This window comes from Maritimibacter alexandrii, from assembly GCF_005871115.1.
GTDB classification, from domain to species: Bacteria; Pseudomonadota; Alphaproteobacteria; order Rhodobacterales; family Rhodobacteraceae; genus Maritimibacter; species Maritimibacter alkaliphilus.
This window is the reverse complement of record NZ_SWKQ01000009.1, coordinates 1,132,244-1,145,000: the sequence shown is the minus strand read 5'-3', so window position 1 is coordinate 1,145,000 and position 12,757 is coordinate 1,132,244. Positions and strand designations below refer to the sequence as shown.

General features: G+C 63.1%; 13 protein-coding genes. 2 read left to right on the top strand and 11 right to left on the bottom strand.

What is annotated here, in order from left to right:
• Nucleotides 1–9: 9 nt before the first annotated feature.
• Nucleotides 10–945, bottom strand: coding sequence for a tripartite tricarboxylate transporter substrate binding protein (locus FCT00_RS06425; RefSeq protein WP_138422285.1), 936 nt, complete (start codon nucleotides 943–945; stop codon nucleotides 10–12).
• Nucleotides 946–1,074: 129 nt separating this feature from the next.
• Here FCT00_RS06425 and FCT00_RS06420 point away from each other — a divergent pair, with 129 nt between their 5' ends.
• Together FCT00_RS06420 and FCT00_RS06415 are read left to right on the top strand one after the other, a co-directional pair.
• The gene (locus FCT00_RS06420) at nucleotides 1,075–1,860 is read left to right on the top strand and encodes an IclR family transcriptional regulator (protein ID WP_138422284.1); all 786 of its coding nucleotides are present in this window, start codon (nucleotides 1,075–1,077) and stop codon (nucleotides 1,858–1,860) included.
• A 42-nt stretch (nucleotides 1,861–1,902) separates the two neighbouring features.
• Nucleotides 1,903–3,255: an aminotransferase class III-fold pyridoxal phosphate-dependent enzyme gene (locus FCT00_RS06415; RefSeq protein ID WP_138422283.1), complete on the top strand. Its 1,353-nt coding sequence runs from the start codon at nucleotides 1,903–1,905 to the stop codon at nucleotides 3,253–3,255.
• Nucleotides 3,256–3,261: 6 nt separating this feature from the next.
• Here the strand turns inward: FCT00_RS06415 and FCT00_RS06410 are convergent, their stop codons facing one another.
• The 10 genes from FCT00_RS06410 to dctP all read right to left on the bottom strand — a co-directional run bounded on the left by FCT00_RS06410 (nucleotide 3,262) and on the right by dctP (nucleotide 12,736).
• Nucleotides 3,262–3,978 carry a hypothetical protein gene (locus FCT00_RS06410; protein WP_138422282.1) on the bottom strand — a complete coding sequence of 239 codons (717 nt, stop codon included), beginning with the start codon at nucleotides 3,976–3,978 and terminating at the stop codon, nucleotides 3,262–3,264.
• A 66-nt stretch (nucleotides 3,979–4,044) separates the two neighbouring features.
• Complete coding sequence (locus FCT00_RS06405) at nucleotides 4,045–5,106, bottom strand: DUF1513 domain-containing protein (RefSeq protein WP_138422281.1); 1,062 nt, start codon at nucleotides 5,104–5,106, stop codon at nucleotides 4,045–4,047.
• A gap of 1 nt (nucleotide 5,107) precedes the next feature.
• Nucleotides 5,108–6,085, bottom strand: coding sequence for an imelysin family protein (locus tag FCT00_RS06400; RefSeq protein WP_328591394.1), 978 nt, complete (start codon nucleotides 6,083–6,085; stop codon nucleotides 5,108–5,110).
• Nucleotides 6,082–7,575 (bottom strand): di-heme oxidoreductase family protein, encoded by a 1,494-nt coding sequence (locus FCT00_RS06395; RefSeq protein ID WP_407943651.1) that lies wholly within the window; start codon nucleotides 7,573–7,575, stop codon nucleotides 6,082–6,084. The genes FCT00_RS06400 and FCT00_RS06395 overlap by 4 nt, the downstream gene beginning before the upstream one ends.
• 16 nt (nucleotides 7,576–7,591) lie before the next feature.
• On the bottom strand, nucleotides 7,592–8,077 hold the full coding sequence (gene bfr, locus FCT00_RS06390; protein ID WP_138422280.1) for a bacterioferritin: 486 nt from the start codon (nucleotides 8,075–8,077) through the stop codon (nucleotides 7,592–7,594).
• The gene (locus FCT00_RS06385) at nucleotides 8,052–8,318 is read right to left on the bottom strand and encodes a (2Fe-2S)-binding protein (protein WP_138422279.1); all 267 of its coding nucleotides are present in this window, start codon (nucleotides 8,316–8,318) and stop codon (nucleotides 8,052–8,054) included. Before FCT00_RS06385 ends, bfr begins: the two co-directional genes overlap by 26 nt.
• Before the next feature lie 13 nt (nucleotides 8,319–8,331).
• Nucleotides 8,332–9,591 (bottom strand): imelysin family protein, encoded by a 1,260-nt coding sequence (locus FCT00_RS06380; protein WP_138422575.1) that lies wholly within the window; start codon nucleotides 9,589–9,591, stop codon nucleotides 8,332–8,334.
• A gap of 179 nt (nucleotides 9,592–9,770) precedes the next feature.
• A complete protein-coding gene (locus tag FCT00_RS06375; RefSeq protein ID WP_008332371.1) occupies nucleotides 9,771–11,069 on the bottom strand; it encodes a TRAP transporter large permease in 1,299 nt (432 codons plus the stop codon).
• A complete protein-coding gene (locus FCT00_RS06370) occupies nucleotides 11,066–11,584 on the bottom strand; it encodes a TRAP transporter small permease (protein WP_138422278.1) in 519 nt (172 codons plus the stop codon). The genes FCT00_RS06375 and FCT00_RS06370 overlap by 4 nt, the downstream gene beginning before the upstream one ends.
• Nucleotides 11,585–11,647: 63 nt before the next feature.
• Nucleotides 11,648–12,736 carry a TRAP transporter substrate-binding protein DctP gene (dctP, locus tag FCT00_RS06365; protein WP_008332374.1) on the bottom strand — a complete coding sequence of 363 codons (1,089 nt, stop codon included), beginning with the start codon at nucleotides 12,734–12,736 and terminating at the stop codon, nucleotides 11,648–11,650.
• Between the last annotated feature and the right edge of the window lie 21 nt (nucleotides 12,737–12,757).

Genomic DNA, 12,757 nt, shown 5'->3' with positions numbered 1-12,757 from the left:
TTGATGGCGTTACTCGAGCATGGACGAGATGGTGCCGAGCGTTTCGGTATCCGCCTCGATCTGGGCCGCCGATTCCTCGGCATTCTGCCAATAGATCAGGGCGCCCGTATCCTCGGCCAACTGCTTGGCGGCGTCGGAGGTGACGACCTTCTGAGCCACGGCGACGATCTTTTCGCGCACGTCTGCGGGCGTGTCCTTGTGTACGAACAGTCCGTTCCACAGTGACACGTCGAGCGCCGGCGCGACCTCCCCGACCGTGGGGGCATCGGGCGTCAGCGGGATGCGTTCCGCACCGATGGACGCAAGAACCTTCACGTCGTCGAGGCAGGGCAGGATGAGTTGCAGCGTCGTGTTGATGACATCGGCATCACCCGAGGCCAGCGTGTTGCAGTCCAGCGCGTCGAACGCCGCGTCCGAGGCGAACGAGAACCCCTTTTCCTTGGCGAGGGCCAGCGTCACCTGCGTCGGGACGAGCGGGGCACCGAAGTGGCCCAGAACGACGTCGTTGTCCTGCGCATAGGCGGCGAGTTCGTCGACCGAACCATAGGTTGCATCGCCGGAGGCCGCGATCACGAAGGGATAGGTCAGGAAGATGCCGAGCGGATCGAACGGGTTCGGGTTCAGCGCCGGAATGCCGACCTCGGGCCCGACGATCGGCACGGCGATGACGAACGACCCGATGGTGTAGCCGTCCGCCGGAGCACTGGCGACTTCGGCGGCACCGGGGAACGGCCCACCGCCGCCACCCGGCTTGTTCACGACCGCGGCCGGAACGCCGTAGGTGGCCTGAAATTCGTCCGCGATCATGCGGGTCAGAACGTCTTCGAGGTCACCGGGCGGAAACGGCACGACGAACTCGACCGGCTTTTCAGGGTACTCGGCCTGCGCGGCCATCGGCAGGGCTGCGGCGGCGAGTGCCACGGCGCTTGCAAGGACTGTCTTCATGTCTGGCTCCCGTTGGTTGGGTTCATTATTTGAACCACTGGTAGCATTTATTCTTGCAGCTTCGAATCTTTTCTGTCAACGTCGTGACGAAAAAATTGCACTCGCAACGATCGGACAACCGGCCCGCAGATGGGAACGATTACCAAAGCGCTGGACCTGCTGAATTTCTTCGCAAAGCAGAAACCCGAGATCGGGCTGACCGAGTTCGTGCGCCTTGTGAACCGGGACAAGGCGACCGTGCATCGCCACCTTACCGAGTTGATGGAAAACGGTTTTCTCGAACAGAATCCGGTCACGCGGGCCTATCGTCTCGGCCCTGCTATCCTGCGTTTGTCCGGGGTGCGCGAAGCGACCCATCCGCTGAGATCCGTCCTGCGCCCTATCGTCGAAGACATCGCGAGACAGGTCGGAGAGCTCACTCACGTCTCGCTGTTGCAGGGCGATGTCCTGTCCCCTGCACTGCATTTCGACCCGATGACCCATGGCACGCAGGTGGCCTTCGACGAATCAGAGATCCTGCCTTTGCACGCCACGTCATCGGGACTCGCGGTTCTTGCCTTCGCGGATGAGGACGTGACCCGAAGCGTTCTGAAGCGACCCCTGACCAAATACGCGGACGGAACGATCACCACGGCAGACGAGCTTCGGTCGGTTCTGGACGAGGTGCGACGCACCGGCACCGCATCGCAGGACCGGACATTCGACAGCGAAGTCTGTTCGCAAGGCGCCCCCCTGTTCGGCGTCGGCGGCAAGGTCGTCGGCGCGGTGTCCATCGCGCTGCCCGCCGTGCGCGACACCGACGAGAAACGGGCCGAGATCCGCGAAGCCCTGCGTGATGGGATGGTCAGGATCACCCATCAGCTCGGCGGCGACCTGCCGCCCGATCACGCCGACAAATGGCAGTCCGCCGCCTGAGGCAGGCTTTCCAAGAACCCCGTGACGACAGAGGACCGGACCATGAAAGACGCGAATTTCCTCAAAGAACGCAACGCCCGTGCGATCTGGCATCCGATGGCGCATCCGGCCGACAGTATCGCCAACCCGCCCGACATCATCGTGGGTGGCGAAGGCGTCACCATCACCGATGTGGACGGCCACACCACGGTCGATGCCGTCGGCGGCCTGTGGAACGTGAACCTCGGGTTCTCCTGCCAGCCGGTGAAGGATGCCATCGCGACCCAATTGGACCGCCTGCCCTATTATTCGATCTTTCGCGGCACTTCGAACGATCAGGTCATCGAACTGGGCGAGATGCTTGCGGATTTCTTCGCGCCCGACGGGCTGACGCGCGCATTCTACACCTCCGGCGGGTCGGATTCGGTCGAAGTGGCGCTGCGACTGGCGCGCCAGTATCACAAGGTGCGCGGCGAAGCGGGCCGGGTGAAGTATCTGTCTTTGAAAAAGGGCTATCACGGCACGCATACGCTGGGGGCATCGGTCAACGGTAACGCCAATTTCCGAACGCAGTACGAGCCCTTGATGCCGGGCTGCTACCACGTGCCGGCCCCCTACACCTATCGCAACCCGTTCAACGAGACGGACCCCGCGAAGCTCGCGCAACTCTGCCTCGCCGCGATCGAGGACGAGATCAAGTTTCAGGACGCTTCGACCATCGCGGCCTTCATCATGGAGCCGGTGTTGGGCGCGGGCGGGGTCATCCCGCCGCATGAGAGCTTCATGCCGGGGGTTCGCGAGATTTGCGACAAGCACGGCATTCTGTTGATCGCGGACGAGGTCATCACCGCTTTTGGCCGCACCGGCGACTGGTCGGGTAGCCGCCATTGGGGCGTGCAACCGGACCTGATGTGCACGGCCAAGGCGATTACGAACGGCTATTTCCCGTTCGGCGCCGTCATGATTTCGGACAAGGTGTCCGACGTGTTCGAGAACGACACCACCGGAAAGGGGGCCATCGGTTCGGGATACACCTATTCCGGTCACCCGGTCGGTGCGGCGGCGGCAATCGCCTGCCTAGGCGAAACCGTCCGGTTGAACGTCAAAGACAACGCGGCAGCGCGGGGCGAACAGCTTTTCGCCGGTCTGAAGGCCTTGCAGAACGAATACGACATTATCGGCGATGTGCGCGGGGGACATGGCCTGATGCTCGCGCTGGAACTGGTCTCGGACCGCGCCACCAAGACGCCCATCGACAAGCAGGCCATCGGCAAGCTGCACCGCGTGACATATGAAAGCGGGGCGATGGTCCGGGTTTCGGGCAACAACGTGATCCTGTCCCCCTCGCTCATCCTGAGCGAAACGGAAGCCCGCACGATCCTCGACGCTCTCCACATGGGATTTGCCGCGATCTGATCCGGGTCAGCCGCCGACCGCGCCCTTTTCGCGCAGGTTGACCCCTTCCCAGCTTCCCTCGGCCCAGAGAAGCGTCATGCGCGTGAACGACCCTCGGGCAAGGTCGGGGTGATCCGCGACCTTCATGGCCGAGCGATGGGGTTCGCTGCGGTAGGCGGCCGAAATCACGGCGCCCTCGTTTTCCCAGAGCGAAAGGGTCGGCGCATCCAGACGTTGATCGTCCGGCAGCAACTGCTGTTCGAGGATCACGGACGGCAGGTCGGAAAAGGCCTGCCTTACCGCGCGCGTCCCTTTGCCGAAGGCGATCATGCCTTCGCCGGGATTGCCGATCCCCAGTGTCGTGAGGACAAAGACGGGCCGGGACGACTTCGGTCGCGGGCCGAGGTCATGGAACACCGATCCCGCCTTGCCGTCAGGGTGCCAGTTCAGATCACCGTGGCTTTGGTAGGGCAGCAAAAGCCCGCTCCACCACTCTTCCGCCTGCGTCAGCAGGGGAATGTTTTCGACCCGCCGCTTCAGGAACCGTCGTCCGGCATCGCGATCCGGCCACAGCGCGATCCAGGTCCGAATGGTCCGGTTGCGAGAGGGCAGGCCCGCCTCGTTCCATGCCACTTCGGACCCGGCAAGGGCAAAGTCCGCGCCCTCCGGCCCGACGCTCGTGTCGTCGGTCGCGGAAAGGTCACGGGGAAATCTGGCAGAAATGATCGTGAATGCCTGTGCCACCCGCACCCCCTTTCGACCCGGAGCCTAAGGGGTAAGTGGCGAATTACCAAGCATTTGGCCGCGCGATCAGATCGCGATCAGATGATTGTCCCAAGCCGAGGGCGTTCGGTTCAGGGCGCGTGGCCCGGCATGGTCGAGGGCGATCAGGCCGCCAAGCCCGTCCGACGCCAGATACCCATCCCCCAACGTGGCAAGTCCGCAAACGTCGCTTCGCGCGAAAGACGCGATGAAATCGCCGTCGGGTGTGAACCGATGCAGGCGACCGCCGCGCGGCGAGGTGATGGCGACCTCGCCACCATTTCCCGCGAAGGCGATGCTGCCCGCATAGCCCTGCATCAGCAATTGTTCGTCCAGCGGGGCGCTCGCCAAGATCGGTGCCTCGGTCATCCTATGCAGGCCAAGCAGAGGCATCGCCGCGCCCTCTTCGCCCTGCCATTGCATCGCGAAGGCCACCAGACCGTCGGGGCGGATCGCAAGGTGGCGGATCGAGTTCTGGTGGAGGTCCGGGTCGAGGATCAGTTTGTCGAGCACGCGGCCCGACAGGTCCGTGTAGACGAGGCTCGGCTCCATCCGGTCGATGTTCATTTTTTCCCGGTCATCGGTTTCGATCCCGCCATTCGCGACCACAAGCCGGGCGCCATCCGGCATAAGCCGTATCTCGTGCGGGCCAAGCCCGGTCGTCGGGAAGCTGCCGAGGCGCGTGTAGGTTTCGGCATCCCAGATCCCGACATGGCCCGCGCTTCCAACGATCTCCTGCTCGGAGGTGAACAGCGTCGATCCATCCTTGGAGTAAACGCCGTGCCCGTTGAAATGACGGTCCGTTGGCGGTTCGAGATGGCGCAGGACGACGCCTGTTGCGCAGTCGATCACAAGCGCGAAACGTCCGGGGCGACGCGCGAAACCGATCGCTTCTGCCCGCGTCGGGTGCCCGCAAGCCGCATGGCCGCGTGCGGGCAGTGGGATCGAGAATGTTTCGCGTCCGTCCGCGTCGATCCCGTGGATCGCGTAGGTTCCGTCGGGTTCCCTGGCTGCCGCGATGTAGGACGGCGAGCCGACCGCCGACCATCCCAGTCGCGGCGCACCGGCGGCTGCGATCAGCCCGCCCAGAAACGCGCGTCTGTTCGTCATGTCAGTCTCCGTCCGACGAATTGAAGCCGGGCGTGATCCCGTATCGGGTGCCCACTTCGACTTCGACCGCGTTCTCGACCGCGTCGATTTTCTGCTGAAGAATCTCGACATCCAGACGCTTCATGAGATCGCCGATGTTCTGAAAAGACGGGTCGGTGATGGTTTCGGCCTGCTCGCGAACGGCGTCGAGCGCCGCACGGGTTTCAGGGATTTCCCAGTCGGCCAGAGCCTCGGCCAGCCCGACCGCCGCTTCGGTCGCCAGCACGGATTGGGTGAGGCTGCGCCCGGACCGCCAGGCTTCGGCGCGCGTCGGTCGAGCGCGGGCGACCTCACCCAGCGGCCGCCCAAGCCGCGTGTCTTTCGTGAATTCGAGGGCTGAAAGGATCTGCGTATAGATCGCGCGCTGGGCCTCGGCTTCGTCGAGGTAGGTCGTGTTGCCCGCGCTTCCCGGGTCGAGGAGGAGCGGCGCGAAATCGGTCCATTGCGCTTGAAGCGCAGTCGCCTGATCCACCACGTCGCGCGTCAACGCCCGGACCAGCGTGCAGGCGTAATCGCCCTCGGCATAGTCGTTGAACTGACTGTCGTAGAGCATCCGCTCCAAGGCGAAGAATCCGCGTGCCGCAATGGAAATCTCCTCGAACGCCGCCTGATCTTCAGCCACCGGGTCTTTGTTCGAGATCAGGTCCGCGAGCGTTCTCTCGGTGAAGCCGCGTTTGTCGGGCCAGAAGGACAGGGACAGCGCGCCTTGTTCGCTTGGCCCCAGCCGCACGTCGGCGACCGCCATCCAACCGTCGAACGCGGCGTTGTATGGCCCGACAAGCCCTTCGGCTTCGCAATTGGCCTGTGCGGCGTCTTCCAAAACCTCGGCGGCCTCGGTGAAGGCGGCGAGATGTGGAAGGATGTAATCGTTCACGGCCTCTTCGACGCCCGCGACGGCGGGCGTGGCGATCAAGGCGGCGGCGTAGATCAAGTGTCTCACAGCGACTCCAGAAATTTTACAAGGGCGTCCCGATCCGGCTTCGGTCGCGCGACGATGGCGTCACGGGCGGCTTGCGCTTCCCCGCCATGCCAGAGGATCGCTTCCATCAGGGTGCACGCACGTCCATCATGCAGATAGTTTTCGTGGCCCGACACGAGCTTCGTCAAGCCGATCCCCCAAAGCGGTGCGGTGCGCCATTCATTGCCGGTCGCGCGCCCCTCGGGCCGGTTGTCGGCCAGCCCATCCCCCATGTCGTGCAAGAGCATGTCTGAATAGGGCCAGATGAGTTGGAAACTCTGGGCGGGCTGATCTGTTAGGCGGTGGGTCACGAATTTTGGCGTGTGGCAGGCGGTGCAACCTGCGTCGTAGAACACCTGTTTGCCGCGCAGAACGTCGGGATCGTCCGACCCGCGCCGGGCAGGCACCGCAAGATTCCGGGCGTAGAAGGTGACGAGGTCCAGTCCGGTGTCGTCGACTTCGAACCCGCCCTGGGCATCGTCATCGCCGTGGGCCGCCCCCACGCAGTCGGTCTGGTTGCCGGTGCATTCGCCCCAGGCGTTCGGAAACAACGGTGTCGAAATTCCGATGTCGCCGGAAAAGGCGGCTGCGCTTTGGTGCCGGATCGTCGGGGTGCCGGCCTTGAGCCCGAAGCGCCCGAGCATGATCTTTTCATTTTCGATCGACCAGACGAGGTTCGGGCGACCCGATATTCCATCCCCATCCTCGTCCGCCTCGTCGGCATGGGCGAGGATGTCCTGCGCGGGAATCGCCTCGAGCAGACCGAGCCCGATCATCTGCGGCGTCAGTCGCGGCGACAGCATCGCATCCGGGTGCAGGGGACCATAACCAAGGTCCGTCAGCGCGTAGGTCGGGCTGCGAAGGGTGACGATCTCGCCTCCGGCCAGCTCGACCGGAATATCCTCATAGGTGATCGAGACCTGTGCTTCGGCGGGCAGGCCGGAGGTGCCGAAATCCTGTATCTGGCCGCCATAGTTGGGTTCTTCGGTGGCCCCGATGAAATCCTCGACCTCCTGCATGTCCAACGCGACTTCGGCCGGAATAGACACGCGAAGGAAGAACGAAACCGCATTGTCGTCGGCCCCTTCTGGCAGATGCCCGCGCCCGTCCTTGATGTGGCAGTTCTGGCAGCCCCGGGCGTTGTAGAGCGGGCCGAGACCATCGGACGCCTCGGTCGACGAGGGTGCCGTGACCCAGATTTTTCGGAAAAGACCGTTGCCGACTTTGAACTCCAGCTCGCCTTCGAAGCCGATGTTGGCCGAGGGCTGGCTGAAGGCATCGGCATTGTCGCGGGCCCGCACGGTGGCGGCACCGGCCGGACGCTCTTCGAATTGCTCGGGCGCCGAAAAATCTGTCGTCGGCGCGGTCACCTTGGCGATCCGCGCCGCTTCTTCTTGCGTGCGTGGCACGACGTGCAGATGCTCGTCGCCAAGCGTCGTCAGGTCGAACCCGACGGCTGGCCCGGCGGCGATCAGAAAAGCGGCAAGGCTACTCTTCGCTATCCATCTTGGCGGCGTTGAGATGCGCGTAGTTTTCGGCCCCGATCCGTTCGTAGAGGTCGATCTGGGTTTCAAGGAAGTCAATGTGGCCCTCTTCATCGGCAAGCAGGTCCTCGAACAACTTCATACTCACATAGTCGTTCTCGTCCCGGCAGACATCGCGCGCTTCTCGGTACAGTTTGGCCGCCGAATACTCTGCCGCAAGGTCGCAGTCGAGCGTCTCGCGCGGTGTTTCCCCGATCCGGAGCGGGTCGAGTTTCTGAAGGTTCGGATGCCCTTCCAGAAAGATGATCCGCTCGATCAGCTTGTCGGCGTGCTGCATCTCTTCGATGCTTTCTTCGCGGCTCTTGGCCGCCATGTGCTTGAGCCCCCAGTCATCCTGAAGACGATAGTGCAGCCAATACTGGCTGACCGCCGTCAATTCGTGCCGAAGCGCCGAATTGAGGTATTCAATAACTTTCTCGCTGCCCTTCATGGCGCTTCTCCTCTGCCGGGTGCCCGCGCAGATTGCGCAGGCTTAAAGGTACATGGAGGCTATCACTTTGGCGCATCGTCGCAACGAAGAGCGACATGCAGCCACCGCAATCCGCGGATTTCCCGAGCGCATGGTAGATGCGCCCGGGTGTGATGATCGTCCGTTCATCCGCGGCGCGCATCCAGTCGATTGCGGCGTGGATGTCGCGATCCGAGATGTTCTGGCAGTGACAGACGATCATACCGCGTAGCGCCTTACTGAAAGACCGCGTTGGGGTTGTCGAGACTGTCGGAGCCTTCGAACTCGATCGCCTCAAGGCCCAGATCGGCCACGATACGTTCGATCGTCGCGGTCTGGTCGATGAGGCCGTCGATGGCGTCCATCATCAGCTTTTCGCCCTCTTCATTGCCGGGGGCGAGCATCTGATCCACGGCCATACCGTTTTCGGCCGCGTCCGAAATCGCCGTCATGGCGGTCATGGTGGTGTCCAGCTTTTCCTTCATCTCGGCGTCGAGATCGGCGTTGGCTTCGGCCACCAGATCGGACAGCGACGGCCCTTCGACGACCGATCCGTCCACGCGGGTGTAGGATCCGAGGTAGACGTTCTGCACACCGAGGCCGTCGTTGTAATGCGACCGATGGGTGTTGTCCGAGAAACAGTCATGCTCTTCTTCCGGATCGTTCAGCATCAGGCCAAGGCGCATACGCTCACCAGCCTGTTCACCGTAGGAGAGAGAGCCCATGCCGGTCAGGATCGCGATGATCCCGGCGTCTTCGTTCGCCATCACGGCTTCGCGGGCTTCGCCGCCCTGACCCCATGCCGCGACCATCTCTTCGAGGTCGGAAATGAGCAGGTCCATCGAGGCTTCGAGATAGTCGACGCGGCGGTCGCAGTTGCCATTGGTGCAGTCGTCGCCCATAGCGAAATCGGTATAAGGGCGATCGCCCGCGCCGGCGTCGGTGCCGTTCAGATCCTGACCCCAAAGCAGAAATTCGATGGCGTGGTAGCCACGCGCGACATTCGATTCGATCCCGTCGGCTTCGTTCAGCGTGTCAGCGATCAGTTCAGGCGTGATGGACGAGGCGTCGACCTCCTGCCCGGCGATGGTGAGCTGCGGGTTCGCGATCACGTTGACCGCAGCGAAGGGGTTTTCGTCGGTGGCGCCGCCATAGCTTTCGTCGACATAGTCGATCAGGCCCTCGTCCAGCGGCCACGCGTTCACCTTGCCTTCCCAATCGTCGACGATCGGGTTGCCGAAACGGTAGACTTCGGTCTGCTGATAGGGCTCGCGCGCCGCAACCCATGCCGCGCGTGCCGCAGCGAGCGTGTCTTCGGACGGGCTGGCGATCAGCGCCTCGACAGCATCGTTCAAAGCCTGCGCGGTGGTCAGGCTGTCTTCATAGCCCGCGTGTGCGATATCGGCATAGGTCGTGAGCACTTCGCCCTTGGTTGCCGCAAAAGCCGGAACGGTGCCGAGGATCAGGCCGGCCGCCGTAAGTGTCGCGCGTTTCATCATATCAGTCCCTTTGGTCACTTCGTAATTCTGGTGCTTGGCCGAATAGCTGATTGATTTGGTCGGATAAGTCAAGGAATGCCCGAGTAAAGTGATCGGGAATTTGGAATGGTTCCAATCAGAATCGAAAAAGGGCGGCCCAGCGGACCGCCCAGATGCGTTTTTCATGGCCTATGGCGTCAGAACAGGTCCGGCAGGAACAGAACGAGCGCCGGGAAGGCGATCACCAGCGCGACCACGAGGATGTCGGACAGCAGAAAGGGAATCACCCCTTTGAACACCTGCACGACGCTGACGTACTTGCTCGCCACGTTTTTGATGACGAACACGTTCAACCCGACAGGGGGCGTAATCATCCCGATCTCAAGCAGTTTCACCACCAGCACGCCGAACCAGACGAGGTCGATGTGCTGGGCTTCGAGCACGGGCAGGAACACCGGCAACGTGACCAGCATCGCGCCGAACGGCTCCATGAACGTGCCCAGCGCGAGGTAGATCAGGACGATGATGAACATCAGACCGACATAGCTGATGTCCGCCCCCGCGACGGCCTGCGCGATGAAGCTTTGCAGACCGGACAGACCAAGGAACCGCGTGAACATCGTTGCCGCGAACCCGATGATAAGCAGCGATCCGGTGGTGGTCACGGTTTCGATCAGGGACCGCGAAATCGCTTTGCGGGTGAGCTTTCCGGTCGCGCCCGCGACGACGAAGGTGCCGAGCGCGCCGATGGCCCCGGCCTCGGTGGCCGTGAACAGGCCGCTGAAAAGCCCGCCGAAGACGATCAGGATGAGCACCAGAACGGGGAGGAGCGACAGGAACACGCGCGCACCCTCGCCTTCGTCCACTTCGGCGCGACGGGGGATGACGTCAGGCCGGGTCAGGCTGATGACAAGGATCACGAGCGTATAGGCGATTGCAGTCGCGATCCCGATGCTGATGCCGCCAAGAAAGACCTTGGTGACCGATGTTTCGGCGATGATGCCGTAGATAATCATCAGGATCGAGGGCGGGATCAGCGCCCCGATGGTGCCACCCGCAGCGATGGACCCGGACGCGATAGACGGTCGATAGCCCGCCTTGACCATTTCCGGGATCGCGATGCGCCCCATGGCCGCTGCCGTGGCGAGCGAAGATCCGGAGAGGGCGGCGAAGCCGGAACAGGCGAAGATGGACGAGATCGCCAGACCGCCGGGCAATCGGGCGAGAAACACCTTCGCCGCATCGAACAAACCCGCCGTCAGGCCGGTGTGGAACGCGACGAAGCCCATCAAGAGGAACATGGGAACCGCGCTCATCGTCCAGCTTGCGACGAAGCTGTAGGGCGTGTTCTCGAGGATGCCGAGCGCGGGTTTCAGCCCGATCATCGCCCAGATACCCGAAAAGGACACGAGGATCAGGGCAAGCGCGACGGGCAGACGCAGGACAAGCAGGATGGCGAGCGCGATGACGCCATAAATGCCGGTTTCGACGCTCATTCGGTGGCCTCATCCAGTTGCGCGGCAAGTGTCGGGTTCAGATAGCCGATCGCCAGCAAGGCGGTGATGACGGTCGCAAGCGTGAACCCGATCGGCGCGAAGTAGAACGAATGCCAGACCGGCATCTTGTAGGTCGCGATCTCGACGAGCGTGCCGACCCGCGTTTCGGAAAGGGCTTTGTCCCAGTTGGTCCAGGCGAGAAAGCCATAGATCACCGATGCAACGACCATGACGAGGGCATCGGAATATTGCCGGACCCGTTCGGACAACGCGAAGTCGATCAGTTCGACCGAGATCATCTGACGGCGAAGCTCCAGCCAGCCGAGCGGCAGGAACGCAAGCGCCGTCATGTAATACCGCGCCACGATTTCAGGCACGGTGTTCATGGAGATACGGAACAGGTTGCGCAGAACGACGTCGAGCGAGATGTGGAGCATCATGGCGACGACGGCGAATGCGCCGATATACCCCATCGTTCGGGCAATCATCCGCGCGATGGCGACCAGCTTTCCCATAGTGCGACCCCGAGATGAGTGGTTGGGGTGCCCCGGCCCATGAACAGGGCCGGGGCATCGGCATCACATGCCGTAGGTTTCAAAGTCGACCTTGGACCAGATCTCGTCCCAGGCGCGGGCGGCGAGAGCTTCGGGGTCTTCACCCACTTCGGCCACGATCCCGTCCCACTTCTCGATCAGCGCGGCGAAGTCGGCGGCCAGCGGGTTGCTGTCGATGCGCGACTGCACGTCCTGTTCGGCGAAACCGTTCGATGCCGCGAGGAACTCTTCCGACGGTTCGGTGTCTTCGATCCCGGCCTCCGCAACGGCGGCGTTGGCTTCACCCGGCATCTGGTAACCCCAGCGGTCGGTCAGCTGCGGGTCGGCGCGGTTGGCGGCTTTGGCGAACTGGGTCCGCTGTTCGACCGACATATCCGCCCAGACATCTGCGGCGACGGTGAAGTTGGACGTCACGTGATAGGTGCCCAGCGGTACGCGCAGCACGTTGGTCGCCACGTCGACGAGACGGTAGGACAGCATGTCCGCGATAGACGCCATGGTGCCGTCGATGGTGCCCTGGCTCAGGGCTTCGAAGGTCTGGCCGACCGGCAGGTTCACAGGGGTCGCGCCGAAGTTTTCGGCCCAACGCGAATACGGTGCTCCGCCCGAACGCAGGCGAAGGCCCTGAAGGTCTTCGATGGTGTTGACCGGCTTCGTGGTCATCAGCACGTAGACGTCCGACGACCCGGAACCCAGGAACACGCCGCCGAAAGCCTTGTATTCTTCCTGACAGGGCGCGCAGTTCACGACCCACTCGGTCATCGCCCAACCCATCGCGTGCGGATTGCGCCCGGCCAGGGCGAGGTCGCCCGCCACGCCGGTTTGCGGGAAGTCCGCCGCGAAATAGAGCGGGAGCGAGTTGCCGACGCCGGCAAGCCCGGTCTGAAGCGCATCCTTCATCTGGGGCAGCGAAACGACTTCCGGCCCGATGACGTTCGCGGTCATTTCGCCGCCGGTTTCCTCGGCGAGGAACTCGGCGAACTTGCCGTACATATAGGCCGCCGGGTGCGCCGGAGGGGCGGCCGGTGCGGCGACGACGGTTTCGGCCTGCGCCGGAACCGCGAAGGCGAGGGCGGCGGCAAGGGCCGCACCCGTTACATTCCAAGTCTTCATTGTGGTTCTCCTCCCAATCAG

Coding starts and splice junctions, on each gene's coding strand:
- FCT00_RS06425 (WP_138422285.1), bottom strand. CDS start 945: ATGAAGACAGTCCTTGCAAGCGCCGTGGCACTCGCCGCCGCAGCCCTG.
- FCT00_RS06420 (WP_138422284.1), top strand. CDS start 1,075: ATGGGAACGATTACCAAAGCGCTGGACCTGCTGAATTTCTTCGCAAAG.
- FCT00_RS06415 (WP_138422283.1), top strand. CDS start 1,903: ATGAAAGACGCGAATTTCCTCAAAGAACGCAACGCCCGTGCGATCTGG.
- FCT00_RS06405 (WP_138422281.1), bottom strand. CDS start 5,106: ATGACGAACAGACGCGCGTTTCTGGGCGGGCTGATCGCAGCCGCCGGT.
- bfr (WP_138422280.1), bottom strand. CDS start 8,077: ATGAAGGGCAGCGAGAAAGTTATTGAATACCTCAATTCGGCGCTTCGG.
- FCT00_RS06385 (WP_138422279.1), bottom strand. CDS start 8,318: ATGATCGTCTGTCACTGCCAGAACATCTCGGATCGCGACATCCACGCC.
- FCT00_RS06380 (WP_138422575.1), bottom strand. CDS start 9,591: ATGAAACGCGCGACACTTACGGCGGCCGGCCTGATCCTCGGCACCGTT.
- FCT00_RS06375 (WP_008332371.1), bottom strand. CDS start 11,069: ATGAGCGTCGAAACCGGCATTTATGGCGTCATCGCGCTCGCCATCCTG.
- FCT00_RS06370 (WP_138422278.1), bottom strand. CDS start 11,584: ATGGGAAAGCTGGTCGCCATCGCGCGGATGATTGCCCGAACGATGGGG.
- dctP (WP_008332374.1), bottom strand. CDS start 12,736: ATGAAGACTTGGAATGTAACGGGTGCGGCCCTTGCCGCCGCCCTCGCC.